The sequence below is a fragment of the Deltaproteobacteria bacterium genome (genome assembly GCA_029210625.1).
In the GTDB taxonomy this organism is placed as follows: domain Bacteria; phylum Myxococcota; class Myxococcia; order SLRQ01; family SLRQ01; genus JARGFU01.
Map to the genome: position 1 here is coordinate 202,262 of JARGFU010000002.1, position 24,928 is coordinate 227,189.

General features: G+C 71.6%; 23 protein-coding genes and 3 tRNA genes. 14 read left to right on the forward strand and 12 right to left on the reverse strand.

What is annotated here, in order from left to right; translation table 11 throughout:
* The first annotated feature begins 34 nt into the window (after positions 1-34).
* From P1V51_03025 to P1V51_03050, 6 genes are all read left to right on the forward strand, one after another.
* Positions 35-946, forward strand: a complete 912-nt coding sequence (locus tag P1V51_03025; GenBank protein ID MDF1561987.1) for a hypothetical protein — start codon at positions 35-37, stop codon at positions 944-946.
* Positions 947-1,007: 61 nt separating this feature from the next.
* Positions 1,008-1,367, forward strand: a complete 360-nt coding sequence (locus tag P1V51_03030) for a helix-turn-helix transcriptional regulator (GenBank protein ID MDF1561988.1) — start codon at positions 1,008-1,010, stop codon at positions 1,365-1,367.
* Positions 1,367-2,650 carry a HipA domain-containing protein gene (locus P1V51_03035; protein MDF1561989.1) on the forward strand — a complete coding sequence of 428 codons (1,284 nt, stop codon included), beginning with the start codon at positions 1,367-1,369 and terminating at the stop codon, positions 2,648-2,650. The genes P1V51_03030 and P1V51_03035 overlap by 1 nt, the downstream gene beginning before the upstream one ends.
* A 77-nt stretch (positions 2,651-2,727) precedes the next feature.
* Positions 2,728-3,282 (forward strand): hypothetical protein, encoded by a 555-nt coding sequence (locus P1V51_03040; GenBank protein ID MDF1561990.1) that lies wholly within the window; start codon positions 2,728-2,730, stop codon positions 3,280-3,282.
* Between the two features lie 108 nt (positions 3,283-3,390).
* Positions 3,391-3,984, forward strand: a complete 594-nt coding sequence (locus P1V51_03045) for a hypothetical protein (GenBank protein MDF1561991.1) — start codon at positions 3,391-3,393, stop codon at positions 3,982-3,984.
* On the forward strand, positions 3,981-4,928 hold the full coding sequence (locus P1V51_03050; GenBank protein MDF1561992.1) for a nucleotidyl transferase AbiEii/AbiGii toxin family protein: 948 nt from the start codon (positions 3,981-3,983) through the stop codon (positions 4,926-4,928). The genes P1V51_03045 and P1V51_03050 overlap by 4 nt, the downstream gene beginning before the upstream one ends.
* A 43-nt stretch (positions 4,929-4,971) precedes the next feature.
* Here the strand turns inward: P1V51_03050 and P1V51_03055 are convergent.
* Both P1V51_03055 and P1V51_03060 read right to left on the reverse strand, forming a co-directional pair.
* Positions 4,972-5,048, reverse strand: a tRNA-Asp gene (locus P1V51_03055).
* A gap of 18 nt (positions 5,049-5,066) precedes the next feature.
* A tRNA-Val gene (locus P1V51_03060) sits at positions 5,067-5,138 on the reverse strand.
* Positions 5,139-5,263: 125 nt separating this feature from the next.
* Between P1V51_03060 and P1V51_03065 the strand changes: the two genes are divergently transcribed.
* The 3 genes from P1V51_03065 to P1V51_03075 are packed head-to-tail and all read left to right on the forward strand — an operon-like array spanning position 5,264 to position 8,251.
* Entirely contained in the window at positions 5,264-6,262 is a 999-nt protein-coding gene (locus tag P1V51_03065) for a diguanylate cyclase (protein MDF1561993.1), read from the forward strand.
* The gene (locus tag P1V51_03070) at positions 6,249-7,235 is read left to right on the forward strand and encodes a diguanylate cyclase (protein MDF1561994.1); all 987 of its coding nucleotides are present in this window, start codon (positions 6,249-6,251) and stop codon (positions 7,233-7,235) included. Before P1V51_03065 ends, P1V51_03070 begins: the two co-directional genes overlap by 14 nt.
* 2 nt (positions 7,236-7,237) lie before the next feature.
* Positions 7,238-8,251 (forward strand): hypothetical protein, encoded by a 1,014-nt coding sequence (locus tag P1V51_03075; GenBank protein ID MDF1561995.1) that lies wholly within the window; start codon positions 7,238-7,240, stop codon positions 8,249-8,251.
* Here P1V51_03075 and P1V51_03080 read toward each other — a convergent pair.
* Entirely contained in the window at positions 8,248-9,519 is a 1,272-nt protein-coding gene (locus tag P1V51_03080; protein ID MDF1561996.1) for a hypothetical protein, read from the reverse strand. The two genes, P1V51_03075 and P1V51_03080, sit on opposite strands and share 4 nt — an antisense overlap.
* 55 nt (positions 9,520-9,574) lie before the next feature.
* On the opposite strand from P1V51_03080, the gene P1V51_03085 reads away from it, so the two are divergent.
* The 3 genes from P1V51_03085 to P1V51_03095 all read left to right on the forward strand — a co-directional run bounded on the left by P1V51_03085 (position 9,575) and on the right by P1V51_03095 (position 10,496).
* Positions 9,575-9,940, forward strand: a complete 366-nt coding sequence (locus tag P1V51_03085) for a hypothetical protein (protein ID MDF1561997.1) — start codon at positions 9,575-9,577, stop codon at positions 9,938-9,940.
* A gap of 106 nt (positions 9,941-10,046) precedes the next feature.
* Positions 10,047-10,119 (forward strand) — tRNA-Ala (locus tag P1V51_03090).
* A gap of 65 nt (positions 10,120-10,184) precedes the next feature.
* On the forward strand, positions 10,185-10,496 hold the full coding sequence (locus P1V51_03095) for a (2Fe-2S) ferredoxin domain-containing protein (GenBank protein ID MDF1561998.1): 312 nt from the start codon (positions 10,185-10,187) through the stop codon (positions 10,494-10,496).
* Positions 10,497-10,503: 7 nt separating this feature from the next.
* Here the strand turns inward: P1V51_03095 and P1V51_03100 are convergent, their stop codons facing one another.
* Together P1V51_03100 and P1V51_03105 are read right to left on the reverse strand one after the other, a co-directional pair.
* A complete protein-coding gene (locus tag P1V51_03100; protein ID MDF1561999.1) occupies positions 10,504-13,377 on the reverse strand; it encodes a carboxypeptidase regulatory-like domain-containing protein in 2,874 nt (957 codons plus the stop codon).
* A complete protein-coding gene (locus P1V51_03105; GenBank protein MDF1562000.1) occupies positions 13,377-13,847 on the reverse strand; it encodes a hypothetical protein in 471 nt (156 codons plus the stop codon). Before P1V51_03105 ends, P1V51_03100 begins: the two co-directional genes overlap by 1 nt.
* 33 nt (positions 13,848-13,880) lie before the next feature.
* Here P1V51_03105 and P1V51_03110 point away from each other — a divergent pair, with 33 nt between their 5' ends.
* Together P1V51_03110 and P1V51_03115 are read left to right on the forward strand one after the other, a co-directional pair.
* Positions 13,881-14,846: a hypothetical protein gene (locus P1V51_03110; GenBank protein ID MDF1562001.1), complete on the forward strand. Its 966-nt coding sequence runs from the start codon at positions 13,881-13,883 to the stop codon at positions 14,844-14,846.
* Between the two features lie 14 nt (positions 14,847-14,860).
* Complete coding sequence (locus P1V51_03115; protein ID MDF1562002.1) at positions 14,861-16,366, forward strand: kelch repeat-containing protein; 1,506 nt, start codon at positions 14,861-14,863, stop codon at positions 16,364-16,366.
* Between the two features lie 50 nt (positions 16,367-16,416).
* Here the strand turns inward: P1V51_03115 and P1V51_03120 are convergent, their stop codons facing one another.
* The 7 genes from P1V51_03120 to P1V51_03150 all read right to left on the reverse strand — a co-directional run.
* A complete protein-coding gene (locus P1V51_03120; protein ID MDF1562003.1) occupies positions 16,417-16,941 on the reverse strand; it encodes a hypothetical protein in 525 nt (174 codons plus the stop codon).
* Positions 16,938-18,284 carry a sigma 54-interacting transcriptional regulator gene (locus P1V51_03125; GenBank protein MDF1562004.1) on the reverse strand — a complete coding sequence of 449 codons (1,347 nt, stop codon included), beginning with the start codon at positions 18,282-18,284 and terminating at the stop codon, positions 16,938-16,940. Before P1V51_03125 ends, P1V51_03120 begins: the two co-directional genes overlap by 4 nt.
* A complete protein-coding gene (locus P1V51_03130; GenBank protein MDF1562005.1) occupies positions 18,281-18,874 on the reverse strand; it encodes a hypothetical protein in 594 nt (197 codons plus the stop codon). The genes P1V51_03125 and P1V51_03130 overlap by 4 nt, the downstream gene beginning before the upstream one ends.
* Positions 18,875-22,135, reverse strand: coding sequence for a tetratricopeptide repeat protein (locus tag P1V51_03135; GenBank protein MDF1562006.1), 3,261 nt, complete (start codon positions 22,133-22,135; stop codon positions 18,875-18,877).
* A complete protein-coding gene (locus P1V51_03140) occupies positions 22,123-23,550 on the reverse strand; it encodes a tetratricopeptide repeat protein (GenBank protein MDF1562007.1) in 1,428 nt (475 codons plus the stop codon). The genes P1V51_03135 and P1V51_03140 overlap by 13 nt, the downstream gene beginning before the upstream one ends.
* Complete coding sequence (locus tag P1V51_03145) at positions 23,534-24,136, reverse strand: outer membrane beta-barrel domain-containing protein (protein ID MDF1562008.1); 603 nt, start codon at positions 24,134-24,136, stop codon at positions 23,534-23,536. The genes P1V51_03140 and P1V51_03145 overlap by 17 nt, the downstream gene beginning before the upstream one ends.
* Positions 24,137-24,175: 39 nt before the next feature.
* A partial coding sequence (locus P1V51_03150) for an AgmX/PglI C-terminal domain-containing protein (protein ID MDF1562009.1) occupies positions 24,176-24,928 on the reverse strand: 753 nt, incomplete at its 5' end.

Below are 24,928 nucleotides of genomic sequence, written 5' to 3' on the forward strand. Positions count from 1 at the left end.
GCGGGGTCCAATGAAGGGCAGGAGGAGGGTCACCATGCGCAAGACCGTGCTGGGCGTCGCCGTCGTCCTCTCCGTCTCCGGCTGTCTGGAGCGCCCGGGAGGCAACCAGAGCGACTGGGACGTGAGGGGGAACTACGATCTCACCTATCAGGATCAGATCGACCTGAAGCTGAACATCGCCGGGGCCATCCGGGAGGCCACCGCCACCGGCTACGGTGGGGTGGTGGACTTCGGGATGCACGAGGGCAACCCGCTGACCCTCGACCTCTCCGCGCACTGCGCCAAGGAGGAGGTCGTCTGCCCGAACGAGTCCTTCTGGGACAAGGTGGCCATCGATCAGGTGAACGCGGACCGCAACACGGCCCTGCACTCGATCATGGTCGTCGACGACACGGTCCACGACCTGCCCGAGGGGACGAACGCCGAGTCGCGGGGCGGCATCGTCAACCAGGATCGCAACAACCGCTTCCTGGTCGGCCTCGGCCTGGCCGGCGCGGCGCAGGGGGCCTGCGGCGCCCTGGCGGCCTCGGTGGCGGTGGGCCGCTTCACCCACGCGGGCGAGTCCATCGAGACCGAGATCGTCTACCGGGACGAGAGCGGCCAGCCCTGCGTGCCGGGGGAGGGTGACGGCGGCACGGCCGACGGCGGCGCGGTGGTGGACGGCGGTGACGGCGCCACCGGGGGCGAGTGCCTCGAGGTGCTGGCCGAGCGGCTGACCTGGCCCGCGGGCGCGGCGGTCGATGGCATCGAGGACGGCCGGGTGATCATGGCCTGGGCCGGCGGCTGCGCCTTCGGCCCGATCCTCGTCGGCGCCACCCTCACCATGCAGGTGCGCTACGACGGCGTCCGCACCGGCGACTACGACCCGCCCCTGGGCGTCGACCCGCCGATCACCGTCGAGGGCGAGGTCCCGCCGGACGAGCCCATCGCGGCCGAGGGCGGCTGAGCGGCCATAACGTAAAATTTAATTGCCAATAAGTTTCTTGGTGGTCATAATACTGACCATCATGCCCCGAAAAAGCGCTACCCCTTACCCCGCTGTCCGCCGCTTCCTCGCGGAGCTGGGTGAGAACCTCCGTCTGGCCCGGCTGCGTCGTGGCTTCTCGATGGAGCTGGTCGCCCGGCGGGCCGGGATGTCCCGGGTCACCTTGCGCGCGGTGGAGCGGGGTGAGCCGGCGGTGACGCTCGGCTCCTACGCCAACGTCCTCCACGTGCTCGGGTTGCACGAAGATCTGGGTCTTCTGGCCCGGGACGATCTCCTCGGGCGCAAGCTCCAGGATGCGGGGCTCCCGACCCGGCGACGGGCCCCGAGACGCTCGAAGGGCGGGTCCGACTCCGAGGCAGGCACCCCGGAGGAGAGCGAGTGATGGCCGGGCGCCGCATCATCGAGGTCGTCGCGGACTGGGCTGCGCTGGGGGGGGCGCGGACGATGGGGTGGCTCACGGCGACCCCCGCGAGGGGCAAGGAGGTCTTCGCCTTCGAGTACGACGAGGACTGGCTCGGCTCGGCCGCCCGGATCCAGCTCGATCCCTCGATGTCGCTCTGGGAGGGTCCGCAGTATGCACCTCGCGATCGAGAGACCTTCGGGGTCTTCCTCGACTCCTCGCCGGACCGCTGGGGTCGGGTGCTCATGCGCAGAAGGGAGGCCCTGCTCGCCCGGGCCGAGGGGCGCACCGAGCGCAACCTCCTCGAGTCGGACTACCTCCTCGGCGTGCACGACGGGCACCGCATGGGCGGGCTGCGCTTCCGGGTCGAGGGGCGCTTCCTCGACGACAACGACGAGCTCGCCTCGCCACCCTGGACCTCGCTGCGAGAGCTCGAGCACGCCAGCCTCCAGCTCGAGCGTGAGGGAGTCGAGGAGGATCCCGACTACGGTCGGTGGCTGAAGATGCTGATCGCGCCCGGCGGCTCCCTCGGTGGTGCCCGCCCGAAGGCCAGCGTCCGGGACGAGCGTGATCACCTCTGGATCGCCAAGTTCCCCAGCCGCGGAGACGACGAGGACGTGGGGGCCTGGGAGCAGGTGGCCTGCGACCTGGCCCGGCGGGCCGGCGTCGTCGTGCCCGAGACGCAGCTGCGCCGCTTCGGCTCCGGGAGGGGAGAGGACCGGGGGCATCACACCTTCCTGAGCCGGCGCTTCGACCGGGTCGGCGTCGGCCGCCTCCACTTCGCCTCGGCCATGACCCTGCTCGGCCGGATCGATGGGCAAGGCGCCGGCGAGGGGGTGAGCTACCTGGAGCTGGCGGAGCTGCTCATGCGCCTGGGGTCCCGGACGGGAGAGGATCTCGAGCAGCTCTGGCGGCGCATCGTCTTCTCGATCTGCATCTCGAACACCGACGACCACCTGCGCGACCACGGCTTCCTGCTCGAAGCGGAGGGGTGGGCGCTCTCCCCGGCCTACGACCTCAACCCGGATCCCGCAGGTGAGGGTCTGCAGCTCAACGTCTCGGAGTCCGACAACCGCCAGGACCTCGAGCTCGCGCTCTCGGTGGCGGAGGTGTTCCGGCTGAAGCACGAGCGTGCGCGGGAGATCGTCGACGAGGTGGTGGCGGCCGTGCGGACCTGGCGGGAGGTGGCGGCCGGTCACGGCCTCTCGCGGGCCAGGCAAGATCGGATGCGGCGGGCCTTCCGGAAGGCCGTCGGGGGCGACTAAACCAGAGCGCCCCGCGCCCTTCGCCTCGACCCGACGATTGCTGCTAGCTTCCGCTTCCATCCACCAAGGGGGAAGCGATGCAGAAGCAGGAGTACGTCCAGCAGATCGTCTCGAAGTCCTACGAGCGGGCCTCCCGGGATCCGGTCTTCCTCGACAAGCTGATCAGCGACCGCCAGGCCGCCCTCGAGGAGGTCTACGAGGAGATCCCCGGGGAGGACGGCACCGAGCGGCCGACCCTCGCCGAGAAGAAGGAGGTCTTCGCCAAGGCGGGCACCTACCTACAGACGGCGCCCATCCTGAAGCGCGCCGAGATGGAGCGCCTGGTCGGCCAGCTCATCGACGACTCCCGCACCGCCTACCTGCGGACCATCGTCCAGAGCCAGGCCCTCTTCTGGGTGGGCGTGTTCCTCGCGCTGGTGACGGTGGGGGTGGAGCTCTGGGGCCTGATGACCCAGGTCGCGCAGGGCTCCCTCGAGGAGGCCACCCGGATCAGCGACGCCCTCGGGCGGGCCGCCGAGGACTCGGCAGCGCGGATCGAGCGCTACTGCGAGTACCGCAGCGGCGACTCCCGCGTGCCGCCCGCCGCGCCGCCTCCGGTGCCCTTCGCGCCGCCTCCCGGCCAGCCTTCCTGAGGCTCGGCGAGCTTCCCGGTCTCCGGGGCCATTACCTCCGCCACTCCACTTGCCGAGCCGCCCTGTCGTGGGTATGTTTTTTCCGGTAGATTTAATACGGAGATCGATATGGGAGTCGTCGCGAAGCCCGAGCTGGAGCCCGGAAGGGCCTATCGCACCCGCGAACTGCGACGGTGGAGCGCCAACCCGACCCGGCTGGCGCGACGCCTGGTGCGAGAGGGGGTGCTGCGCGAGGCGGCCCATGGGCTCTTCTATGCGCCCGTCCCCAGTCGGTTCGGACCGGCGCCGGTCGACGACGAGGAGCTCCTTCGCGCCTTTCTCGAGGGTGATCGCTTCGTGATCACCGGCCCACCGCGCTGGAACTCGCTCGGCCTCGGTTCGACCGCGATGTTCGCCGAGACCCTCGTCTACAACACCCGGCGCACCGATGAGCTGGTCTTCGACGGGCGGCCCTTTCGACTGCGCAGGGTCTACTTCCCGGACAAGCCGACCCCGGAGTGGTTCGTCGTGGACCTGCTCCAGCACCACGAGCTGGCGGGGGTCTCCCCCGAGGAGCTCGAGGCGAGGCTGAAGGCCACGATCCGCGAAGGGCGCTGGGACGTCGAGCACTTGGTCGAGATGGCCGAGGCGTATGGCACCAAGGCGACGCTGGCGCTGGTCGAGGCCAGTGTCGCGGAAGCGAGTGCCGTCGCCCGCCCATGACCTTCGTTCACCAGGACCCCGAGTTCGATCGCCTCCTGCGAATCGTCGCCCAGGATCGCGAGATCGACGTCGCGCTCGTCGAGAAGGACTACTGGGTGACCCACTCCCTCTGGGCGCTGCACCAGACCGGGCTGGACCTCTGGTTCAAGGGCGGCACCTCGCTGTCGAAGGGCTTCGGCCTCATCCAGCGCTTCTCCGAGGACCTCGACCTGATGATCGAGCCGGGCTCGGTCCCGGGGATGCCGAGGCCCGGCAGCGTGAAGAACAAGAAGATGGCCGCAGTCGAGAGACGCCACGCCTACTTCGACGCGCTGGTGGGCGCGATGGTGATCCCCGACGTCCAGGTTGAGCGAGACCGGAGCCGCCTCGACGAACAGGCCCGGGGCGCCGAGTACCTGGCCCGCTACCCTGGCAGGTACCTGGGCCACCTGGCGCCCGCGATGCTCCCCTTCGTCAAACTGGAGGTCGGTCAGGCCAGGGTCGTTCCCTGCGTCGCCCGGCCGCTGGGCTCCTTCGTCCACACCTACCTGGAGACGAAGGGCCAGCTCGGGGCGTTCTCCGACAACCGCCCCGGGTCGGTCAGGTGCGTGCACCCCGTGGTGACCCTCTTCGAGAAGCTCGACGCGCTGATGCGACGCTACCCCAGAGAGGTGATGGAGCCGGACACCTTCGTTCGCCATTACGAGGACGCCGCGCAGATCGTCCGGTCCATCGATGGGCTGCCCGATCCCGGGCGGACGCCGGCCGAGCTCATGCAGGAGATGATCGAGAGCGGGGACCTCCAGAGGGCGCCGACCCCCGAGGAGCCCTCTCTCGTCCTCGAGGATCCGGAGAAGCGCCGGAAGATCGCGCAGGCCTACGTGCGGATCTCACCCATGTACTGGGGGCCGCGGATGGGACTCGAGGAGGCCTGCGAGGTCATCCGGGGTTGGCTGGGAGGCTGAACCAAAAGGAAAGGGCCCGCTCCCGGGAGGGAGGGGCCCTTTTTGGCGAGGCGTACCGGACTTGAACCGGTGACCTCCGGCGTGACAGGCCGGCGTTCTAACCAACTGAACTAACGCCCCGTATTCGGAAATCTGTATTGGGCGGAACTGGGTTCGAACCAGTGACCCTCGGTGTGTAAGACCGATGCTCTACCGCTGAGCTACCCGCCCGAGGCGGGCGAGAGCGAGTATTTAGTCGGGGGCCCCCTGGGGTGTCAAGCCTTCCTTTCACCGATTCGTCAGGGCCTCCCGAATGCCTTCCCCGGGGGGCTTTTGGCGGATATCCTCACGAATTCATGGGAAACGAGCAAGGCGCCTCCATTCTGGGCATCCGTTCGGCCTCGCTGGACGAGGGCGCCCTCGAGGCCCTGCTGACCGCCGACGGGCACGAGGTGCGCTGGTGCAGCCTGGACGAGGCCCTCCGGCGCCTGGGGCAGGAGCCCCTGCCGGACCTGGTGATCGGCTACCACGACGACGAGACCCAGGAGATGGAGCGCCTCTTCGTGCACCTGCGCGAGGGGAGGCACCAGGATCGCTTCGTCCCCTGCCTGGTCCTCTGCCCCAAGGGGAAGACCCGGGCCCGGGTGCAGGCCCTCCAGGCCGGCGCCGACGAGTGCATGGACCGGGAGGGTGAGCCCTCGGAGATGATCGCCCGCATCGGCGCGCTGCTGCGGATCAAGTCCATCCAGGACCGGATGGCGAAGTCCCGGCGCGAGCTGCAGCGCCGGGTCGCCACCGATCGGGTCACGGGCCTGCTCAACCGCGCCAACTTCGAGGTGCGCTGCAGCCAGGAGCTGGAGCGGGCCCGCCGCTACCAGGAGCCCCTGGCCCTGCTGGTGGTCGACCTCGACGGCTTCCGGGAGTTCAACCGGCAGGAGGGGGAGGGGATGGGAAACTCCGTCCTCACCGAGACCGGGCAGATCCTCGAGGAGGTGGTGCGCGAGGTCGATCTGGTGGGGCGCCTCTCGGCGGACACCTTCGGCGTCGTCCTGCCCAACACCCACGTCACCGGCGCGGTCACCGCCGCCGAGCGCGTCTGGCGCGCGGTGGGCGGGCGGACCTTCGTCCACGAGGCGCGGACCGCGAGAATGACCTGCTCGGTGGGCATCGCCTTCTTCCCGGCGCGGGGGGTGCGGGTGCCCGAGGACCTGCTGCGCCGCGGCCGCGAGGCCCTCTACCGGGCCAAGCAGGAGGGCCGGAACCGGATCTGCCTCTACCAGGCCGCCCACTACCTCTACGAGCCGGGCGAGGCCCAGGACGAGAGCGAAGTCGAGCCGAACCATGGCGGCGCCTGAAGCCCCTCCTCACCAGATCTGCCTGGTGGTGGACGACAGCCTGACCGTCCGGCGGGGCCTGAAGCTGGCCCTGCAGAAGGCCGGCCTCTTCGGGGAGGTGCTGGAGGCGGACGACGGGGACACCGCCCTCACTCTCGTCGAGGAGCGGCACGTGCGGGGCCTGCCGGGGGTGGACCTGGTCCTGGCCGATCTGGTCATGCCCCGGATGGACGGCTTCGAGTTCCTGGCGGCCTTCAAGCGGGATCCCGGCCGCGCCATGATCCCGGTGATCGTGCTGACCGGCCAGGAGTCGACCAAGAAGAAGGTCCGCGCCCTCGACGCCGGCGCCGCCGACTACCTGGTGAAGCCCTTCGACAACGCCGAGCTGATCGCGCGGGTGAGGGTGCACCTGAAGGTGAAGAACCTGCAGGACGAGCTGCGCGAGCTGAACAAGCGCCTCCAGGCCCTCTCGACCGTCGACGCGGTGACGGGGCTGCCGAACCGCCCGGCCTTCCTCGAGACCCTCGACCGCGAGCTGGCCCGGGCCCGCCGCCACGGCACGAAGGTGGCGCTGCTCACCATCGAGATCGATCACCTCTGGTCCTTCGCGGCGGCGCACGGGAAGGAGCTGGCCGACCAGGCCCTGGCCGAGCTGGCGGCGCTGCTGAAGGAGACCCTGCGCAAGACCGACTCCCTGGGTCGTTACTCGGGCACCGAGCTGGTCGCCCTCCTCCCGGAGACCGCCCGGGTCGAGGCCGCCGCGGTGGGCGAGAAGCTCCGCGCGGTGGTCGCCGCCCGGCCCGGAGCGGCCGAGCCCCACCTCACCCTGAGCGTCGGCGTCGCCTGCTACCCGGATCAGCAGGTGGGCGATCCCCGGACCCTCCTGCGGGCCTCCGAGCTGGCCCTGCAGCAGTCCCGTCAGCTGGGCCGCAACCGGGTGGCCATGTGGATGGGTGAGCTCGGCATCCCGGCCTCGGTGGCCGTCCAGGTCTAGGCATGAGGGACCGGCTCCGCCTCGGCGCGCTCGCCTGCCTCGCCACCCTGGTGGTCACGCCGGGCGCCCGGGCCGCCCTGCGCGAGGACATCGCCGCCGACGTCGCCCGCACGGCGGTGCACCAGGGCCTCCTTCGCCAGGGGACGCAGACCGCGGCCGATCACGGCGACCTCGACGGCGACGGCCGCCACGAGGGGGTGGTGGCCTACAAGATCCGCACCCCCGACCGGACGCTGTGGGGAGTGCTGGTGATCTACCAGAGCTTCGAGGCGGTCTACCGCGAGCGCAGCATCGTGGCCTGGAAGGGGGCCTGGCCCGAGACCCTGGGCGTCGCCATGGAGCGGCTGGAGGTCGGCTTACGCGCGGGCGAGGGCGAGGAGGCCCGCGGCGGCCAGGAGGTCCTGCGCTGGGAGAAGGATCTCGACTGGCAGCGCGAGCGCGATGGGAGGCTGCGGGACGTGAAGCCCTGGGCGAGCTCGACCCTCGACGGGCGCAAGAGCCGCGGGGGCAAGACCAGCGCCGAGCACCTGGTGGACGACCGGATGGACACCGGCTGGGCCGAGAGCGCCCTGGGCACCGGCATCTCGGAGCGGGTGCGCCTCTCCTTCACCGGGCCGGTGGACCTGGCCCTGCTGGGCCTGGCCGGGGGTAACGGCGCCTCGGACGAGGCCTTCGAGCTCTCCAACCGGGTGGGGCGCTTCGAGCTGCGGGTGCTCACGGCCTCCGACGAGGGCGACCCCGCCGCGGGCATCGACTACACGGCCATGGGCCTGGCCTTCAGCGGGCAGAAGGAGCACTTCGACCTGCGGGACGAGCCCGGGATGGTCTTCCTGCCGGTGGACGTCACCGAGGTGAAGCACCTGGAGCTGAAGATCGAGTCGGTCTTCCTCGGGGACAAGTTCGACGACTGCTGGATCTCCGAGCTCGTGCCGGTGCGGCAGAGGCCCACCCCGGCGCTCGAGCTCCTGAACCCGCCGAAGCCGCCGCCCCCGCTGACGGGCTCGGGCCCCGGCTAGTTCGCGTCCTCGGTCCAGACCTTCACGCCGCGGACCCCGCCGTCGTAGAAGGCCACCGCCAGGCGGCCGTCGGGCAGGAGGGTGGCGGCGAGGTAGCTGGCCATGGCCCCGCGGGTGCCGAAGTTGCGCAGGGTCCAGCCCTCGTCGCCGGCGCCCGCCGGGCGGGTGAGGAGGCGCAGGCGGGCGTCGGCCATGCCCACCCCGGGGAGGTGCTCGTGAGGCAGGTGGAGGGCCCCCTTGGCGGTCCCGACGAGGGCCATGGTGTTGGCGCTGCCCACCAGGTGCTGGTGCTTCCACCCCTCGCCTCCCTCGGCCCGGGTGGCCAGGATCAGCCGCCGGTTGCGCAGGGTGAGGTAGGCGATCTGCGGGTGCCCCTTCGCGTCGAGGACCAGGCCGCTCTTCCAGCCCGCGTTCGCCGGCGTGACCAGGGTCTCGCTCTGCCACGCCTCGGCCCCCGGGGCGAGGGTGGCGTAGCGCAGCTGGGAGTCGAAGACGGTCCAGTTCGCGTAGGAGGCGTGGAGGGTGCCGTCGGGCCCCTGCAGGAAGCCCACCTCGATCGAGTGCGAGCCGCCGGCCTTCTCGTCGACGGTGCGCCGCTTCCAGTGCTGGTGCTCGCCGGGGGCGCCCGCGGGGCGGGCGAGGTGGATGAGCTTCTCCTTCGCCGTGTAGTAGAGGGCGTGCACGGTGCCGTCCGGAAGGGCGCGCAGCTGGGAGGCCATGCCGACCTCCTCGCCGTCGTCCACCACCTCGAAGAGCCAGTCGGGGTGGCCCTGGAAGGGGCGCCGCCGATCGTCGGAGTCGATCTTCTCGGCCCCGACCCGCGTCGCGTAGTAGAGCCGGCTCTTGTCCTGGTTGTAGTAGAGCAGGTGCGGGCGGCCGCTCCCGTCCACGGCGATCGAGGGGTACTTGCCCACCGCGCCGTAGGCGTCGACGACCGTGATCTCCCAGCCGCCCTCCTTCTTCGCCTGCGCGTGGTGGAGCTCGCCGTTGAAGGCGTCGGTGTAGGCGAGGTGGAGGGTGCCGTCGGGCGCGGCGGCCAGGTCCACCCACCAGCCCAGGTCCCCTTCCCGGGGCGGGACGGTGAGGTCCGAGCCGTCGGCGGTCGGGGCGGCGCCCCCCTCGGGGTTGGCGGCCTCCACCAGGGAGAGGGTCCCCTTCGCCTCGGCCTCGGGCCAGGGCTTCAGGTCGGGCTCACAGCTGCACCCGCCCCCGATGAGCCCCGCGAGGAGCCCGAGGACCAGGGCCTTGGACCGATAGGCGTCGCGCATGGCGGCTACCCATACCATCTTGACGCCGGCCGGACACGCCTCTAGGAGGGGCCCCATGAGTGAGAGCGAGAACGGCGGAAGCAAGGGCGGGGCCGGCCCCGACAAGATGAAGCAGCAGCTCGACCGGATGGTGAAGACCACCGTCGAGGGGCTCGAGGAGCTCAAGGAGGTCCTCCTGCGGGCGTCGCAGAACGCCAAGGTGAAGCTCGACGCGACGCTGCTGCGGCGGGAGCGGGATCGCCTCTACCAGACCCTCGGGGAGCAGACCTACCACCTGGTGGAGGACGGCACCCTCAAGGCCCCCGGGGCCCTCCGGGACACGATCGACCGGATCCACGCCCTGGTGGAGCAGCTGGCGGCCGAGGAGGCGTCCATGGACGAGGGAGAGGGCGGCCCGGACGACGAGGAGACCGATTCCTGACCCCCGGGCCCGGGTCGATTTCGGGCCTTGACGAGGGGGGGCTGGCGTTCGTATAAACCCGCTCCCGGTCAGGTCCACGAGGCCTCTCGGGCGACAACGAGAATATGGGGATGTAGCTCAGTTGGGAGAGCGCGTGAATGGCATTCACGAGGTCGTCGGTTCGATCCCGTCCATCTCCACTCCATAAAGGGCCTGGCTTTCATCGAAGCCGGGCCCTTTCTTTTTCCGGTCAGGGAGGACCGCGATGCGCTACACCCACCACGTCTTCATCTGCGCTCACGAGCGGCCCCCCGGCACGCCCAAGGGCGACTGCGCCAGCAAGGGCGCCTTCGATCTCATCAGCCTCTTCAAGGAGGCCCTCCACGAGCACGGGCTCTCGGGATCGGTGAGGGCGCAGAAGGCGGGCTGCCTCGACCTCTGCGGTCAGGGGCCCTCGGTCGTCGTCTACCCCGAGGGGGTCTTCTACGCCCGGGTGAAGCCCGAGGACGTGAAGACGATCGTCGAGGAGCACCTCGTCGGGGGCAAGCCGGTCGAGCGTCTCCTGGCCGTGCTCTGACGCCGCGTCAGCGCCGCCGGAAGAGGGGCAGGATCAGGCCGAAGAGGGCCACCATCAGCCAGCTGGTCCGCCGGGCGCGGGGGTCGCCGGCTTGGCCGCAGCCGAGGCAGGAGGCCAGCACCCCCGGCTTCTCCTCGTTGCGCTGGAGGATGAAGCTCTGGGAGGCGTCGTTCGCCACGGCGAGCTCCAGGCTGGCGCTCTCGTAGCCGTTGTGGCTCGCGGTGAGCCGGTAGATGCCCGGCTGCAGCCCGTCGAAGGAGAACTCGCCGGCGCCGTTGGTGTTGTCGCGCCCGGAGGTCCCGGGCCCCTCGATGTCGACGCGGCTGCCGCTCCAGCTGCCGGTGCTCTCGTCGGAGAGCTGCACCACGCCGGAGAGCACGAAGCCCTGGCCGCCCTCGGGGCTGAGCTCGACGTCGTGGGTGGTCGTGACCCGCACCTCGAGGGCGCTCTCCTGGTGGGTGGCGTAGCCCGCCGCGCTCACGCTGAAGGCGTAGGTGCCGGCCGCCACGCCGCCGAAGACGTAGTTGCCCAGGGCGTTGCTGTGGGTCACCTGGGTGGCGCCGCCGGTGGTGGAGGCCAGCGTGATCTCGGCGTCGGAGACCGGCACGCCCAGCCCCGACACCGTGATCTGGCCTCGCAGCACCAGGGCGTTGGAGGCCTGGACCAGCTGGATCGGCGGCAGGACGACGTCGGCGTCGACCACCGTGAGGACGATGGTCTGGGGCGCGTAGTCGGTGGCGCCGGCCTGGAGCTCGTGATCTCCCGGGGGCACCAGGGTGAGCACGAAGTCGCCCGCGGCGTCGGCGGTGGCGACGGCCCCGAGGGCGTCGATCTCCACCCGGGCGCCGCCGAGGGCCTGGCCGGTGGTGGCGTCCTCGATGTGGCCGGAGACGGCGTAGCCGACCGGGATCGGGGAGAGGACGAGGACGATGTCCGTGACGTCGGTGGAGGGGGAGAGGGTGATCCCCCGGGAGGTGAAGCCGTCCTTGATCGCCGAGACCCGGACCTCGACCCCCTGGGGGACGTCGAGGAACTCGAAGGTGCCGTCGGTGGCGGTCAGCACCTCGTCCATGCGCACGAGGTCGGGAGAGGTCAGGAGCCGCACCCGGGCGTCGGCCAGGGGCCGCCCGTCGGCCCGATCCACCCGGCCCGCGAGGCGGACGCCGGGGATCCAGGCCAGGTCGAAGTCCTGGGTCTGGTGCCCGCCCGCCAGGGTGAGGGCGGCGCCGCCGTCGACGTAGTGCCAGAGCTCGGCGGCGAGGGTGTAGCTGCCGTCGGGCAGGGGCAGGCGGTAGAAGCCGGAGGCGTCGGTGGTGGCGGTGTCTCCGCCCGGCGTCGCGGTGATCACCGCGCCCTCGAGGGGCGCGCCGGAGCTCGCGTCCCGCACGATCCCGCTCACCGAGAAGGAGAAGCCCGGAGGGGGCGCGCCCGGCGTGGGCGCGGCGGCGGCCTGCCAGGTGGTGTCGAGGGGCTCGCTGGTCTCGTCGTGCCGCTCCCCGCCGGGCTCGGTGACGCCGTTGGCGGCCGGGTCGCGCGCCTCGCCCGACTCGAGGAAGTCGATCCGCTCGATCGTGGTGTCCGCGGGCGCCGGGGTGGTGTTCACGCCCATCGCGTCCGTGCCGTAGGTGCTCGCGCCGACGGTGTGGCCGGACTTGTCCGGGGCCTCGTCCCCGGCGGCGGGGGCGCCCCAGACCAGGAGGTCGAGGTCGACGACCAGCTCGTCGCCGGGCTGCCAGAGGAAGAGGAAGAAGCTCTCGCCCACCAGCTCGAGGGCGGCGCTGGCGTCGATGGAGCCGGTGAAGCTCGCCGGCAGGCTCGAGAAGACGAAGTCGGGGGCGACGCCGTGAACCGTCGAGAAGGTGGCCGCGTCGATGAAGGCGACGCTGGCGAAGGCCCCCGGCGCCAGGGCGGCGCCGGCGGGGAAGCGCACCAGGAAGTCGCCGGGCGTGGCGGCGGTCGGTGAGGCGCCGAGGTCGAGGTAGGCGCCGTCGTCCCCGAGGTGAATCCCCGAGAGGGAGAGGGGCGCGGGCGAGGGGTTGTGGAGCTCGACGAAGGGGGCGGCGGAGTCGAGGGAGAGCTCGGTGAGCAGGGGAGGCTGCACGGCCCCGGGCAGGGCGACGACCCGGGCCATGCCTCGCTGCAGGCGGGCCTCGATCCGGGTCCGGGTGAAGGCGGGGGTGTCGACGGTGTAGGGCGTGCCGGTGTTCAGGGTGCCGGAGAAGTCCCAGCCGTCGGCGCCGAGGCTGAGCGTGCCCGGATCGCTGGCGATGCGCAGGCCGCCGGTGAGCGGGATCGCCGCCACGAGGTCGAGGGTGTCCACCGGATCGACCGCGCCGAGGGAGGTGGCGGGGCTGTTGGCGCTCCAGGGGGTGCCGCCGAAGTGGGCCTGGAGGTCGCCGACCACCCCGAAGCCGCCCTGCAGGTTCCAGTCGTCGGCGACGCCCGGGATGGGGCCGTAGCCCTTGCAGGAGAGGATGGTCGCCGGATCGGTGCAGGTGGCGGTGAGGGGCTCGAGGGGGTCGGCCTCGGTGCCGTAGAAGATCCGCACCACCCGCGCTCCGCCGTCGGGCAGGGCGAGGACCATCGGGCCGCCGCCCGCGGCGCCCACGGCGCTGGTGAGATCTCCCCCGGGGGGGACGACCACGTAGTGGAGGGTGCGCGGCGCGGTGGGCGCTGCCGCGTCGGCGGGCAGGGAGAGATCGAGGGAGTAGAGGCCGTCGCCCGCGCTCTGATCGCCCGAGGTGCCGTCGTCGACCAGGGCCACCGCCGTGAGCAGGTCGAAGGCCGGCGTGGCCGCGTCCTTCCAGACCACCTGGGGCTGGGCCGAGGCCAGGGAGGGCGCGAGCAGCAGGGGCGCGAGCGCGAGCAGCAGCTTCTTCATCACTCTTCCTCCACCTCGGTGGTCACGAGGTAGTCGGCCGCCATGTCCGAGTAGATCTCGAGCAGGTGGTCCCCCGCCTCGGGCAGATCGAGGTGGAACTCGATGATCCGGTCGTCGCCGGCGTACTCGAAGAGATCGATGTCCTCGGGGCCATCGACCACCACCTGCTCCATGGAGACGTCGCCGCAGTCCGGGCTGAAGGCCTGCACCAGGATCTCGGTCCCCGGGTAGACCATCTCCACGAAGAGGAGGCGGACGATCAGGCGGGCGTCCCGGGTGATGGAGCGCACCACGATCCGCTGCTCGCCGGGGAAGACCCCGCGGGTGAAGTGCTCGTCGTCGAGGACGCAGCCCGCCTGCTTCTTGCAGGAGGGCACCACGCCGTTGCAGAGGTCCTCGATGCGGCCCTGGGTGAAGAGGGTCTCGTCGGTGCAGCCCAGGCCCGCGAGGACCACGACGAGGGCGAGCATTGGCCCCCTGATCCTGCTAAGAAGCCTTCTGGGATGGCGGCGCGAGAGAAGAGAGGGCGAAGCGGGCACCGGCGGCTGGCCGCCGCGGCGCTCTCCCTGTCGCTCGTCGCCGGGCCGGCCCTCGCAGCGGAGCCGGTCGAGCCCGCCGTGGTGGGGCTGCGGATCTTCCCGGTGGGTGAGGGCGAGCCGGCGGGTGGGGTCACGGGGGATCTGCACGCGGCGCTCCGCTTGATCGAGGGTGAGGGGTTCGTGCTGCGGCGCCTGCCGCTGGCGGCGCCCGCCGAGGACGGTGGGCTGACGCCGGAGGACCAGGTCCAGGAGGACCGGGCCCGTTCGCTGGAGCTCTCCCTGGAGTTCCGGGAGGCCGCCGGAGTCTGGGCCGGGCTCCTCGAGCAGGTGCTCTCTCGCCCCATGCTGCTGCTCCAGCCCCAGCAGGTGGCGCGGATCCAGCTGGCCCTGGCCGCCGCCCAGGCCGAGGGCGGGGAGCGCGAGCTGGCCCTCCTGGGCTTCCGCACGGCCCTGGCCCTGGACGCGAACGCCCGCCTGGGGCCGGCCTATCCGCCGCGGGCGCGCGCCCTCTTCGAGGAGGCGCTCCAGCGGGGCCCCCTCCTGCCGCCGACCCCCCGCCCGGCGCTCCAGCGGCAGGTGGCGCAGGCCCGGAGCCTGGAGGGCATCGTCTGGATCGCCCTGGGGCGGGATCAGGTCGGGGAGGTGCTCCTGCGGGGCTTCACGCCCCGGGTCTCGGAGGTGGACCTGCCCGAGGTCCGCCTGACCCTCCCCGCCGAGCCGGCCGCCCGGCGATCGGTCCTGCGTCAGGAGGCCCTGGCGCTCCAGCGCCTGCTCCAGCGCACCTTCCCGGGGCCGACGCCGGCCACCCCCTGGTACCGACGAGGCTGGGTGCTGGCCACGGGCGGAGGCCTGATCGTCGCCACGACGGCGACGATCCTCCTCGCCCGCTTCCTCTCCCCGGCGCAGGTCGACCTGGTGGTGCAGCATTGAGACGCCCCTCCCGCATGGCGTACCCACGCAGCATATCGCCCCGCCCGGGGGCGTTCCAGCGCTGCCTCCGGGCCCTGCTGGGGGCCGCCCTGCTGCTCTTCGGGGAGGCGGGCTGCGCGCGGGACGTGGGCGATCTGAACCTCCTGATCGTCCGCTCGCCCGTGGTGCAGGAGGAGCCCCTGGATCCGGAGCTGGTGAAGTGGCTGGGGATCCGCGCCGAGGGGCCGGGCATGGGTGTGCGGACCCTGGAGGAGCCCTTCGTCCAGGGGGAGACCAGCCGCCTGCCCCACGTCGAGGTCGGGCCCGAGCGGACCCTCCAGCTCGAGGGCCGGGTCAGCGAGGGGGGCGCGGTGGTCAGCCGGGGCCGGAGCGTTCCCCTGGAGATCCTCCCCGGCCGGACCGAGGTCGAGCTCTTCGTCGGGCTGGTGGGGCGCTTCTCCACCAGCAGCGGCGGACCCCTCCTCGAGCCCCGGGGCGAGGCCCACCTCCTGCCGGTGGCGCCGGGCCTGCTCTTCCTGGTGGGGGGGCGCGAGGCGCCGGGCGGCGCGCTCCCGGGCGCCCTGGAGGCCTTCGATCCCACCCGGGGTGAGCGCACGATCTCCGGCGACTGCCGGGGGGGAGGCTTCCTCTGCCTGCGCTGGCCGCGCACCCACCACGCGGCGCTGCCGGCGGCCGACGGGGTGCTGGTCCTCGGGGGCGCCGACGACACGGGCCTGATCGGCGAGATCGAGCGCTGCACGGTCGCCGGCTGCTCGGTCTGGGGGACCCTCGACGAGCCCCGGAGGGATCCGGCGGCGGCCCCCTCCGGCGAGGCCCGCGGGGGCGGCGGTTTCCTGGTGGGCGGCGAGGGCTCCACCGGCCCGCTGCCCTCGGTCGACCGGGTGGTGGCCGACGGCCGCCTGGTCCCGGCGCCGCCCCTGCCGAGCGCGCGGACGCGGGCCGCGGCGGCGGTGGCCGGCGACGGCACCCTGGTGGTCTTCGGCGGGCTGGGAGCGGCGGGCACCGCCCTGCCCGGCGCGGTGCGGTTGCGCGCCGACGCCACCAGCTTCGAGCTGGTCGAGGGCGCAGCGGACGCCGGCCGGGCCGACGCCGTCGCGGTGACCCTCCCCGACGGCCGCGTCCTCTTCGTGGGGGGGCGCCACAGCGACGGGACGCCCTCCGACGAGGTCGATCTCTACGATCCCGAGGCCGGGGCCATCTGCCCGGTGGGGACCCTGCGGCGGCCCCTGGCCGACCACTCGGTCAGCCCGCTGCCCCACGGCGGAGCGCTGGTGGCAGGCGGCCTGGGCGCCGGGGAGGCCGTGACCAACGAGGTCAGCCGCCTCGACACGCGCTTCGTCCCCTCCGGCGCCACCTGCGCGACGGTGCGGGACACCCTGGAGGTCGCTCCGGCCGGAAGACTACGGCACGCCCGTCATCACCACGCGGCGGCGACGGCTGCGAACGGCCTCGTCGTGGTCGCCGGCGGCTACGGGGAGACCGGCGAGGGCGTGGGGACGATCGAGGTTTACGTTCCGTAGCGGTCCCTACCGTTCACGTACACGTCCACGTGCACGTACACGGCCTCACCCTAGTTACACAGGGAGTCGTCCCGGGCACCCTCTTCGATGTTGACCGGGGTCTCACAGTCGAAGTCGGAGGCGCTGCCCACGTCCGCCGGATCGATCATCCGGCCGCACATCGGCACCACCAGGGTGGGGAAGTTCTCGGCGCTCGACTGCACGATGAGGGCGATGTTGTCGACGGTGCTGCTCGTGCTGTCGTGGTCGTAGGTGATCCGCACCGCCGCGTCGTTGTCCGGGTCGACCGTCGCGGGCTCGGGACCCTCGACGCTGAAGGCGTTGCGGGTGTCCCCGACGATGCAGGTCTGAGTGACCTCCACCGGCTCGGTGCCGTAGCTCTGCAGGAGGAGCACCCACGAGCAGGGGGCGTAGCGCCCGCAGCCGGGATCCAGATCCGCGCTGGCCTGCAGCGGGAGGTTGCCGAAGTTCACCGGCGAGAAGTGGGGGCGGATCAGGGCGCCGCTCTCCTCTCCACCCGGGCCGCAGGCCGTCAGGACGAAGCTCAGCGCAGCGAAGATCGCGATCCGGTTCATGGTTCCCCTCCTCGGTCCTTCTGATAGAGGCCGTGCTTCTTGAGCAAATCGTAGAAGTACTTCCGGTTCAAGTGGGCTTCTCGCGCCGCCACGGCGATCTTCCCGCCGGCGCGCTCGAGCAGGCGCTCGAGGTACTCGCGCTCGAAGGCCTCGAGGAGCGACTCCTTCGCCTCCTTGAAGGGGCGCAGGTAGTCGGCCTCGCTGACCGTGCCGCCCTCGCGGGCGGCCGCGGCGGGGCCGCCCAGGGCCACGCCCTCGGCCTCCTGCAGGCCGAGGTAGCGCAGCCGGTCGAGGATGTTGCGCAGCTCGCGCAGGTTGCCAGGCCAGGTGTGGGCGCCGAGCTGCTCGCGCAGGGTAGGGGAGAGGCCCTCCCAGGCGCCGGCCTCCCCCAGGAAGCGATCGGCCAGCAGCGGCAGATCGTCGGTGCGATCGCGCAGGGGGGGCAGATCGACCCGCACCACGGCCAGGCGGAAGTAGAGATCCTCGCGGAACCTCCCCTCCTTCACCGAGACCTCGAGGTCCACCTTCGAGGCGGCGATCACCCGCAGGTCGAGCTTGCGGGGCTTGTGGCTGCCGAGGCGGCGGACCTCTCGCTCCTCGAGGACCCGCAGCAGCTTGGGCTGGAGCTCGAGGGGCAGATCGTCGATCTCGTCGAGGAAGAGGGTGCCGCCGTCGGCCTCCTCGCAGGCGCCCGCCCGGGCGGCCACGGCGCCGGTGTAGGCGCCCTTCTCGGCGCCGAAGAGCTCGCCCTCGATGAGGGTGGGGCTCACCGCGCCGCAGTCGAAGACCACGAAGGGGCCGTCCTTGCGATTGCCGTGGTCGTGCACCGCCCGCGCCGCGGCGCCCTTGCCGGTGCCGGTCTCGCCGGTGAGCAGGAGGGTCGCGTCGGTGGGGGCCACCCGCTCGAAGAGGCCGAAGATCTGCCGCATGACCAGGCTCCGCCCGACGAGCGACCCGAAGGTGGTGGCGTCGGAGGGGCCGACCTCGGCCGAGGCGTAGATCGGCTGGAAGAGCAGGACGACGTTGCCCACCTTGATGCGGGCGCCGATCCGCAGGAAGGCCTCGGTGATCCGGATCCCGTCGACGAAGGTGCCGTTGGTCGAGCCCAGGTCCTTGATGCGGTGGCCGCTCTCGGTGGGCTCGAGCACGCAGTGGCGGCGGGAGACCGCGGCGTCGGGCAGGGTCAGGTCAGCCGCCGGATCCTTGCCCAGGACCAGGGGGGCCTCGCCCACGGTGACCCGCTGGCCAGCCAGCGGGCCCTCCACCACCAGGAGGGTCAGCTCCCGCCTGCCGGCGACGGGCCGGCCGGTGGGGAGGACGTCCGTGCGATCGCCCGCGCTCACTTCGTGACCCAGAGAACCTCTCCGCGGCCGCCCAGCTTCACGAACTCGGCGAAGGCCCTCCACCACTCGGCCTCGACCTTCTCCAGGGTCAGCTTCTCGGTCTCGAGCTCCTTGGCGATGCTCTCGATCTCGGCGCGGTAGCCCTTCACCCGCTCCTCGAGGGGCGCGAGCTCGTAGATGGCGATGTCGTGCCGCATGGCGGTCTCGGCCATGACCAGCTCCCACTTGGCCAGGGCGAGGTCGAACTGGGTCTCGGCCTTGTCCCGCTCGAGCTCGGCGATGGTGAGGCGCTGGTCCGCCAGGGTGTCGATCGCCTTGCGGGCGGCCGCCGACTTCTGGGGCCACTCCATCCAGGCGACCACCTCGTTCTTCCAGCGTCGGGTGTCGGCGTGGTGGGCGCGCATCTCGTCACGCCAGGCCCGGGCTACGATGATCTGATCGTCGGCGTCGGCCACCCAGCGGCGGGAGTCGGGAGGGAGGCGCTCGTCGAAGATCGAGAGGGCCTTCACCTGCTTGCCGCCGCAGGCGGCAGAGAGGGAGAGGGCGCCGAGGAGCGCGAGGGCGAGGAGGGTGGGGATTCTCGGCTTCATCTAGAGCGCTCCTCCGCCACCGGCGCCGGGCAGCAGGCGGCCGCCACCGTCGCCCTCGGGGTACTTCTCCAGGGCCTTGGTGGCCGCGTCGGCCAGCCCGAGCTTGCGCAAGCCCATGGCGATGTTCTGCCGTCCCGCCTCCAGCCCGCCCTCGGCGGCCTGGGCGAAGGCCTCGAGCGCGCCGGTGCGGTCGCCGGTCATCCAGCTGGCGATGCCCAGGAGGTTGGTCTCGAGCGGACCGCCGCCGCTGGCCGCCGCCTTGGCGAAGACCAGCCGGGCCGCGTGGGGATCACCGCCGTCCAGCAGCCTGGTGCCCAGCTCGCGGAGGGCGTCCAGGTCCTCGGGGTTGCGGGAGAGGGTGAGCCGCAGCTCCTCCAGGCCGGGGATCTGGGGCGCGGTGCGCTCCACCAGCGGCTCGGAGGGGACGGTGGGGGTCTTGGGCAGGTCGCCCGAGAGGCACCAGCGGATGGCGACGTTGAAGACGTGCCCGGCCCAGGCCTGCTCGGCGCAGGCGGCGACCGCCTGGTCGGCCTGGGCGCTCATCTCCTTCGAGCGGCTCTCGAAGGCGCCCTTCACCTGGGCGACATCCTCCGCCGAGAGGCCCTCGGGGATGGTCATCCGGGAGAAGCGCTCGGAGGTCGTCCGCGCCATGTGGGCGTAGCGAGAGAGGGCGACCGCGGTGTAGACCGGCGAGCCCTGGCGGGCGGCGTTGAGGTAGCTCTGCTCGGTGACCTCGACCAGGGCGATGAACTCCTGGATGCCCATGACGTCGCCGGCGGGCTCGTAGGAGACCAGCGCGGCGTTGAGCACCTCCGCCATCCCGTAGTGAGCCCGGGCGATGGCCTCGCCCGAGGCCCCGCTGGTGGCGTCGAGGACGCCGGCGAGGGAGCCCTCAGCCTCGTCGACCTTGCCCAGCGCCAGCTGCGCCAGGCCCAGGCGGGCGAGCACCTCGGGGCCGGCGTCGGCGCCGAGCTTCGAGAGGCGATCGACGATCTCCTTGGCGTCACCCTTCTTCTCGAGCAGGATGGCCAGGGCCGAGGCGGGGCCCTCCCGGGCCGGGCCGTCGGCGGCCTTCAGGGCCTCCTCGTAGTAGGCCTCGGCGGCCCTCAGATCGGCCAGCTCCTCCTTGAGGGCGCCGGCGGCGGTCATCAGCTGCACCTTGTCCTGCGGGTTCGCGTCCGCGGCCTTGCGGAAGAACTCGATGGACTTGTCGTACTCGTAGCGGGCCGCGGCGGTGCGAGCGAGGGTGGAGAGCACGCCCGGGAGCTGCTCGCTCTTGGCGTACTTCTGGCCCAGCTCGTCGCCGAGGCGGTAGAGGGCGTCGCTGTCGCCGGCGGCGCGCGCGGCCACGAAGGTGTTGAGGAGGGCGCGCTCACCCAGGTCGGTGCCCTCGTAGCGGGCGGCGAACTTCTCGAGCTCCACCAGCCCGCCGCCCTCGTCGCCGGCGGCCTTCAGCGAGAGCTCGTCGAGGCGCCGCTGCTCGGCGGCGACGACGATGGGCTTGATCTCGCCCTGCAGGGCGGCGTCGGCCGGGCTGCCCTCGGCCAGGAAGCGGTGGCCAGCGGCCATCAGCCCCTCGAAGTCGTTGATGGTGTTGAACGAGTCGAGGACCATGTGCACCGAGGCGCGCGCCTCGACCGTGCCCGGGTACTCGTAGGCCACGGCGTTGAGCAGATCGATGGCCTCGCGGTGGCGGCCCTCGTCGTAGAGGGTCTTGGCGATGGCGAACTTCACCTTCCGGGCGCGATCGGGGGTCGTCTCGTGGCCGAGCAGCTCGGTGCCGGCGCGGCGCAGTCCCGAGCGGGCGACCACCCGCTGCACGTGGGTCTGCTCGCTGGCCTTCTCCAGGGAGGTCTGCAGCTGCACCACCGCGTCGTAGAGGGCGTCGGCCTGCTCTGCGGGCTCCTGGATGCCGGTGGCGGCCTCGATGTAGCGGCGGCCGGCGGTGAGGGGGCGGCCGAGCTCGGCCTGCATGTCCGCCAGGTTCAGGAGCATCTCCGGGCGGTGCTCGGTGTGGGGGAAGGCGTCGAGGTAGGCGGTGTAGGCCCGGGCGACCTGGTTCTTGAAGGCCCGGGTCGAGCGCTTGCGCAGGGCGCGCTTCTGGGCGCGGGTGGCGAGGTCCCGGGCGTAGGCCTCGAACTCCTCGAGGAGGCGATCCCGCGACTCGGCGCTGCGCCCCGGCCGGTGGGCGCCGCGGATGGCGACGCGGGTGAGCAGGCGGATGTCGTCGCCGATCTCGTGGAAGCGGCGCGAGCGCTTCAGGGCGCCGTAGAGCATCCGGCCGTCGTCGAGGCGATCCTCGGTGTCCGGGGCCAGGGAGAGGAGCTCCCGGCCCACCTCCATCGCGCCCACCGACTGGTTCATGATGCTGTAGCGGGCCGCCAGCTTCTCCAGGGCGGCGATGTAGGCGTCCCGGTTGAAGGCCAGCTTGCGCACGTAGTCGACGGCCTGGTCGGGCTTCCGCTCGCGGCTGTAGCAGTAGGTGAGATCGACCAGCGCCTCGCGGCGGACGTCGATGTCCTGGTCCGAGACCTTGCCCGAGGACTGGGTCTTCTCGGAGTAGGTCCGGGCAGCGGCGATGGCCCGCTCGAAGGCGTCGAGGGCCTTCTTGCAGTCGCCCTCGTTCACGTGCACCCAGGCCAGCTTGTAGAGCGCCAGGCCGGTGACCTTCCCCGCCTCGCCGGCGAGGATCTTGGCGTAGTACTCGGAGGCCTTGGGCAGCTCGTTCTTGTCGAAGTAGTAGTCGCCCATCACCAGCCGCGCCTCGCCGGCCAGGGGGTGCGTCGGGTGCTTGTCGCCCAGCTCGTCCAGGGCCTTCTGCATCTCCTCGTACTCGCCCAGCTCGCGGTACTCGTGGCCGATGTTGAAGAGGATGCGGGGGGCCAGGGGGGTCTTGGGGAAGCGGCGCAGCACCATGCGGTAGGTGCTGATGGCCTGCTCCTTGAGCAGCCGCACCTGCGGCACGTGGAGGGCCTTGGTGCTGCGCTGCTCGCGCTCGTAGGCGACCCGGTAGTGGTACTTCGCCTCCTCGGAGGTCAGCTCGGCGAGGCGGACGTAGAGCTCGGGGAGGTAGGGCGCGCCCTGGGAGAGGGAGATGGTGCGCCGGGTCTCCATCAGGGCGTGGCGCACCTTGGTGATGCGCACCCGCAGCTGCTCGACGTAGGGCGGATCGCGCACCTCCTTCTTCGCGGTGGTGCAGCCCGGGCCGACGATCAGCGGGACGAGGAGGGCGAGCAGGGCGAAGGGCGTCAGTCGATGCATCGGTCCTCCGCGTAGACGACGAAGTCATCGAGCTCGTCGGTCCAGAACTCGCCCTCGAAGCGGTAGAAGACCTGGTCGCCGCCGGTGGGGATCTCGACCGCGGTGGCCTCGGTGGCGCCCTCGGGAGGGCGGCGGCCGCGCAGGAGGGCGACGCCGAGCTCGTGGAGGATGAGGCGCACCCCCTCCTCGGCCTGCAGCAGGGCGTCGGCGAGCTCGTCGACCTCGAGGGCCATCATCTCCGCCTCCCGCCGCTTCGCCTCGGCGATGCCGGCGTCGTAGATCTTGTGCAGCTCGTTGGCGAGGCCGGCGCCGATGGTGCCCTGGACCAGGGCGATCCGCCCCTTCTCCTCCTCCAGCCGCTTCCGGTAGAGGGCGATCTTGCGGGTCAGGCCGCGCTCGGCCGCGGCGGCCTGCAACACCTTGGACTGGCCGAGGGGCACGCCGCTGTAGATGTCACCCACCGCGTCGCCGTGGCGCTGCGCCAGGCGGATGGCCGCGTTGCGGGCGGGGCCGAACTGGCAGAGCCGGCGCAGGCAGAGGGCCTCGAGGAGGAAGCGCTCGGGGGCGATGAGGTCGGCGTAGACCGGCGCGTCGAGGGCGTAGAGCAGGCCGAGCGCCCGCCGCGAGTCACCCTCGTAGTAGTGGGCCCAGGCCATCTCCAGGAGCAGCTCGGGGTCGCCCGGGGCCATCTCGCGGATGATCTGGTAGTGCTCGAGGGCGTCGTCGTACTTGCCGTTCTCGAAGTGGAGGCGCGCGAGCGAGCGGTGGACGTCGGCCTTCAGCGCCTCGTCCAGGGCATCGAGCTCGAGGATGGCCTCGAAGGCCTCGGCGGCCTCCTTCAGCTTGCCCTTCTTCACCAGCTCGACCGCCCGCACGTACTTCATCCGGGCGAAGTAGATGCTGCTCTCGGGGATGCGCGAGAAGCGATCCGAGGCCCAGTGATCGAGGTCGTTGCGGATCGAGGCGACCCCCTGGTGGAAGTCCACGAAGGCCTGGATGTCGGGCGGCAGCTCCGAGAGCTCGGCCGAGCCGAGGAAGCCGTTGATCAGGACCTCCTCGTCGTGGGGACCGCCGAGGATGATCCGCTCGAGGCCGCGCACGGCCTCGGGGAGGAGGGTGACGTCCCGGCGGGCCTGGGCGATCTCGAGGTACCAGAGAGAGGCGGCGTAGCTGAAGCCCATGCTCTCGGCCGCGCGGGCCATGAGGCGGACGGCCCGGTCGTAGCGCGGGTCGTCCTCGGTGGCCCCCGAGAGGTAGGCCCAGGTGGCCCGGGCCGCGGCCTCGGGCCGGCGCGACTGGCCGACCTCGACGGCGACCGCGAAGGCCGCCTCGCGGTCCCCCGGCTTCAGCGTCGTGCTGCAGCCCGCCGCGAGTACGATCGCGACGAGGCCTGCGGCACTAGATCGACATCCCAAGACCAATCCAGAGCTCATTTTGGAAGTCCGAGAGAGTGAAGAAGGCCATGTCGCGGATATCGATCCGGAAGGAGAGTAGCTCGGAGGCGTAGAGCCTGACCCCGATCCCCACCTCGGCGACCGGGCGGAAGGAGCGGGTCAGGCGGCCGAGGCCACCACCCGCCGAGAGGTACATCTCGCCATACATCAGCGACTTGTTGAGGGCGGCGCCCTTCCAGTAGAGCGGCTTGAAGAGGAAGTTGCTGGTGGCGTACCACTCGACCCGCTCGAAGGGGGTGGGGCGCACGTCGAGGGCCTCGAGGTCCTTCACCAGGTGGGTGTCCACCCCGAAGGAGTAGGCCGCCTGCACCACCTCCCAGCCGATCAGCTCGGAGAAGTGGAAGGAGTAGGAGGCTCCGGCGGTGATGCCCTTGGTGAAGGCGTCCATCGGCAGCACGCCCACCTGGAGGCCGAACTCGTGGCGGTGGTTGTGAGTCCGGTTCTGGACCGCCAGGGTGCTCAGGCCGGAGGCCGGGCCATCGGCGCGCGCGGAGACGCCAGGAAGCAGCACGACCGCGACGGCGACCGCTGCGAGCAGGTTTCGCATGGTTCTAAAAAACCTCGATGTCTGGCGAAGTCAGCCGTGTCAGGAGGACACGCTGCGGAACATGAAGGGGTAGGCGATGACCACCTCACCTCCCCGAGGTTTCGGGAACTTCATACCGCGGATGACCCGAAGGATGCACTGCGACACCTGAGCGTTGCCCATCGTGCTGGACTTCTCCCGTGCGCTGCCGACGCTGCCGGAGGTGCGCACGGTCCACTCGAAGGTGATCTTGCCGGAGAGGGTGGGGTGCTTGGTCAGGGCCTTCTCGTAGCAGCCCTGGATGACGCCCATCTTGCTGTTGATGACCTGCAGCACCTCTTCGCGAGAGAGCTGGCCGGTGACCTTCGCCAGGGCCCGGACGCTGGAGACGCTGCCGCGGACCTTGCCGCGGCCCCGGCCCTTGAGCTTGCCCACGCCGCTGCCGGCCACCTCGGTGCCACCGAGGGTTCCCACCTCGGTGCTGCCGCCCTTCGCGAGGTTCACCCCGCCGCCCGGCAGCCCCGAGAGGGTGCCGGCGATCTTCATCGCGCTGGAGGAGCCGCCGCCCTTGATCGCGTCGATGTTGGACACGACCTCCTTGAGGGTCGTGCCCTCGCCCTGCACCGGAGACTTCAGGGCGTTCAGGATCGACTTGGCGCCGCCGCCCCCCGGAGCCTGCTTGAGGCGCTTCTGCAGCCGCTGACGCAGGCGCTTGGGGATCTTGGCCTTGGCCTCGGTGGGGTCCTGCTTGGGCTCCTTCTTCTTGACCAGCTTCTTCTTGGGCTTCTTCTTCTTGGGTTTCTTCTTCTTGGG